This window comes from Emticicia sp. (assembly GCF_049241225.1).
In the GTDB taxonomy this organism is placed as follows: Bacteria; Bacteroidota; Bacteroidia; order Cytophagales; family Spirosomataceae; genus Emticicia.
Genome location: NZ_JBMLRC010000183.1, coordinates 1 through 4,506, shown reverse-complemented (window position 1 = coordinate 4,506; position 4,506 = coordinate 1). Strand labels below are relative to the sequence as shown.

Sequence of the window (4,506 nt, the reverse complement as noted above, 5' to 3'; positions counted from 1 at the left end):
TTTATTTATTTGTACTTTTGGAGTCAAGTCTTTATCAATATTATGCTTATTACAATTATATTTATCGTTGGTTATTTAGCCATCGCATTTGAGCATCCCATAAAAATCAATAAAACAGCTTCTGCCCTACTCGTTGGTACAGTCTGTTGGACGGTCTATGCACTTAGCGGTACAGAAAGCCATGCGATTCAAGAAAATCTCTCGCATCATTTGGCGGCAATTGCCGAAATTTTATTTTTCTTACTCGGAGCAATGACCATCGTTGAGCTGATTGATGCTCATCAAGGTTTTAAAATTATTACTGACCAAATTTCAAGCAAAAAATCAGTTTCTTTACTCTGGACAATCGGTTTATTAGCATTTTTCCTTTCGGCAGTTCTCGATAACCTCACAACGGCAATCGTGATGGTTTCTCTGCTTCGCAAAATCATTTCGGATGCCGACCAACGCAAGTTTTTTGCAGGAATCGTAATCATTGCAGCCAATGCGGGCGGAGCGTGGTCGCCGATTGGTGATGTAACAACTACCATGCTTTGGATTGGTGGGCAAATCTCAGCAAGCAATATAATGACAAGTTTATTTATTCCGAGTTTGGTTTCGTTGATTATTCCACTACTGTATTTAAGCTATACAATGCGAGGGCAAATAATTGACAATCAACCGATTGAAGAGAGCGACTTCGTAGAAACAACTGCCAAAGAACGCAATATCATGTTTTTTGTCGGACTTGGAACGTTGCTTTTTGTACCAATTTTCAAGACCATTACGCATCTACCACCTTACATGGGCATGATGCTTGGCTTAGGAATAGTGTGGGTTGTGGGCGAAGTTCTGCACAGTAAAAAAGATGAAGAAGAACGCAAGCCATTTACGGCTTCGTATGCCCTCAGCAGGATAGATTCGAGCAGTATTTTATTTTTCTTGGGTATTTTGTTGGCCATCGGCTGCTTAGAATCAACGGGGCTTTTGCAAAATCTGGCCGTAAGTATGAACGATGCTTTCGGAAATCAAGACTTAATTATTTTGCTCATTGGTTTGGCTTCGGCAATTGTTGATAACGTGCCATTAGTAGCTGCCACCATGGGAATGTACGACCTCAGCAGCTTCCCAACCGACCACCGAATTTGGGAGTTTTTGGCCTATTGTGCAGGTACGGGTGGCAGTATTCTGATAATCGGCTCGGCCGCAGGTGTAGCCGTAATGGGTATGGAAAAAATAGATTTTCTGTGGTATTTGAAGCGTATTTCGCTTTTGGCACTGCTGGGCTATTTTGCAGGAGCAGGAATTTATTTACTATTCTGATACCGCTCGGTAAAAACTACCCTCAATTTCAACCATAACAAAGCCTAAAAACACCAATTATCCTAAAAATATTTGGAATATCGTTGGCGGTTTTACACCTTTGTCGCAGTTTTAAACTTTAACTATATCAGAAAACACAATGAAAAAAATTAGTATCGTATTAGCTGCCTTATTTGTAAGCACCGTTTCTTTTGCTCAAACTGCCGACGAAGTAATAGCTAATTATGTAAAAGCAGTAGGTGGCAGCGATGCTATCGCTAAAATTAAGGATTTATCAATGACGATGACTGGCGAAATTCAAGGACAATCATTGGAGGTTTTGATTCAGAAAAAACCAACCAATAAGTTTCTCCAAGCCGTAAGTATCGTTGGTATGGGTGAAGTTCAAAAACAAGTTTGTGATGGAACAAAAGCTCAAGTTGGCGGAATGCAAGGTTCACAAGATATTACTGACCCAGAAAAAGTAAAAGCCATTGCAATGCAATCATTTATTGTTCCAGAAGCGAATTATGCTGCCATCGGAGCAAAAATAACATATGTTGGTAAAGAAAAAGTAGGCGATGCAGAAACACACAAACTCGAAGTTACTGTAGGTGAAGTTAAAATGACTGAATTTTATGATGTAACTTCTGGCCTGAAAGTTCGCCAAGTAATTACGGCCGAAACTCCAATGGGTAGCCAAACAATCACTTCTGATTACTCTGATTACAAAGACGTTAGCGGTGTGAAATTCGCCCATAAACTAAATCAAGATTTAGGCATGGCTCAATTAGCCCTTACAGCTTCTAAAATTCAAGCAAACACAAATTTAGCCGATGCTTTGTTTGAAATTAAATAATTAGTCCACAATCAATAGTCGACAAGTCCACAGTTAGACTTAGTCTTCATCTTGATTTGATGTTTTTACAATGCAGATTTTCTTTTCAAGAAATACAACAAGTAAGAGGAATAGCTTTTTAGGGCTATTCCTCTTTTTGTCTTTGCAGCTTTCTGCACAAAAGCGTTTTGAGTTTACGCACCCACAAATGGGAACGATATTTAGAGTGGTAGTTTATGCCTCCGATTCTGCTGTGGCACGAGATATAACAAAAAAAGCCTTTGTTCGGCTTGATGAATTAAATATGGCTTTGAGCGATTATCGGGAAGATAGCGAAGTAAATACACTTTGTCGCACGGCAGGTAGCGGTCAATACGTAAAAGTCAGTGCTGATTTATGGAACATTTTGCAAGCATCTGTCAATGCTGCTCAACTATCCGAAGGAAACTTTGATGTGACGATTGGCCCACTCACCCAACTTTGGCGACGCATGAAACGCCAAAAGCAATTACCAACGCCCACACAAATAAGCGAAGCAAAAGCTAAAATTGGCATTGACAAAATAGTTTTCAATAAAACGAATCAGTTGGTAATGCTCAAAACCAAAGGCATGAGGCTCGATTTTGGCGGAATCGGAAAAGGCTTTGCCGAAGATGAAATGATGAAGGTTTTGAAAGAAAATGGCATAAAATCGGCTTTGATTGAAGCAGGGGGCAATATTGTTGTATCAAATTCGCCCACTGATTCGCCCAAAGGTTGGGAAATTATCATCAATAATGAGAAATATTTCTTGAAAAACTGCGGAATTTCAACTTCAGGCGATGCCTATCAGTTTGTAGAAATCGACGGTAAAAAATACGCTCATATTCTCGACCCAAAAACAGGCATTGGCTTTGCCGAACCCCATCAAATAAGTATTATTGCCAAAAACGGCACAGCATCCGATTGGATTTCGACCGCTTTGTATCTAATACCCAAAGAAAAAGGCGAAAGACTCGCTAAAAAACAAAAAGCGAAAATCATACAATAATCTATTTTGTTTCTTCTTTCAAAGCATAGGTTAGTTTTGAAATATAAAAAACATTGGAATTGAGCAATTCATTGCCGCGTCTGACACTCTGATAACCATAAGCCAAGAAACTCTGCCCATACCAAGCCGCTAAATTTGTGAGTTCGGTATCAACAATTCTATCGGTTTCCGAACTGGCTTTTAAATCAAAATTTTCTAAATTCTTCACTTTTTCATTGCCACGAACCACCGCCGTACGAATAAGTTTTTCGTCGGGATATGCCAAAATATGATAATTATCGTGGTGAGTAACCTGTACTTTGGCGTTCAGTTCGCTACTTTCGATGTCTTTCAGCGAAACACTATTATCCCATATCAGTTTCCCTGATTTATCAAAACCACAAACTATGGCATGTGAATAACGGAAATTATTATAAACATCTTTGCCAATGCGGTAATTTCGCCAAGTGCCGTAACCAGCCATAGTAGATGGCGATTTATATTCTGGATAAAACACTTCGGCTATCATCAACCAGCCTTCGTTGGTTGGCTTAATTTCGTGCAAGTAAAGTCGATAACGCAGCTTTACATCTTTGCCTTTTTGTTTTCTTTCTTTGATTTTTCGCTTGATTTTTTCTTCACGCTTGGCATTCATGAAACTGAAAAAATTATCCAAATCAGCAAAATTTATATACTGAATTTTTGAATCTTCGTTTAGGGGTTGTACGTAAAAACCTAACGCAAAAAGCGAGCAACCATCGGCATAATTACCCATCAGAATCGGATGCTCTTTATCAATATTTAGCACCTCTCCCGAAATCGGCGTGGTATCTCGATTTCCCAACGAAAAACTTTTTATTAATTTCCCTTCGTAAGAATACTTCTTCACGATAAACTGACAATTACGGTCATTTTTGAGCATCAGATACAGAAATCCACCGTGCTCATCGACATCTAATTGACTGATAGCCAGATTATTACTATGCACTTCGGGTAATACTTTTGAGGTATAATCAAAGAAGCTAAACATGACTACCACGGGGCGGTCGTTGAATTTTCCGCCTATAAATGCCTTACTTTGAAGCACAACAAACTGCTCAATATCCATGCTGGTCAGCAAGTTTCCTTCGGCATACGATTTATCGCCCGTTTCGACATCGATTCGCAAAACACCAATATCAATTTTATCGTTTTTCTTGAATAAAACGTATAAAAATTGTTCGTTTCTATAAGTTTTAATTAAATCATAGTCAGGGTCGGGAACAAAGGTGGTTTTCCAGAGTTGTGTAAGTGTACTATCGAACTTAATAAAATCGAAAGTAGATTTTTGTCGATATGGCTCAATTTTCGACTGCATCAACAGTACCCCACTCTCTTT

Annotated in this window: 4 protein-coding genes; 3 read left to right on the top strand and 1 reads right to left on the bottom strand. The window is 38.9% G+C overall.

What is annotated here, in order from left to right:
• Window positions 1-42: 42 nt before the first annotated feature.
• The 3 genes from nhaD to ACOVO2_RS10320 all read left to right on the top strand — a co-directional run bounded on the left by nhaD (window position 43) and on the right by ACOVO2_RS10320 (window position 3,149).
• Window positions 43-1,302: a sodium:proton antiporter NhaD gene (gene nhaD / locus ACOVO2_RS10330; protein ID WP_421769890.1), complete on the top strand. Its 1,260-nt coding sequence runs from the start codon at window positions 43-45 to the stop codon at window positions 1,300-1,302.
• Between the two features lie 139 nt (window positions 1,303-1,441).
• Window positions 1,442-2,140 carry a hypothetical protein gene (locus ACOVO2_RS10325; RefSeq protein ID WP_421769889.1) on the top strand — a complete coding sequence of 233 codons (699 nt, stop codon included), beginning with the start codon at window positions 1,442-1,444 and terminating at the stop codon, window positions 2,138-2,140.
• A 70-nt stretch (window positions 2,141-2,210) separates the two neighbouring features.
• Window positions 2,211-3,149: an FAD:protein FMN transferase gene (locus ACOVO2_RS10320; RefSeq protein ID WP_421769888.1), complete on the top strand. Its 939-nt coding sequence runs from the start codon at window positions 2,211-2,213 to the stop codon at window positions 3,147-3,149.
• Window position 3,150: 1 nt separating this feature from the next.
• Here ACOVO2_RS10320 and ACOVO2_RS10315 read toward each other — a convergent pair.
• A partial coding sequence (locus ACOVO2_RS10315) for a hypothetical protein (RefSeq protein ID WP_421769887.1) occupies window positions 3,151-4,506 on the bottom strand: 1,356 nt, incomplete at its 5' end.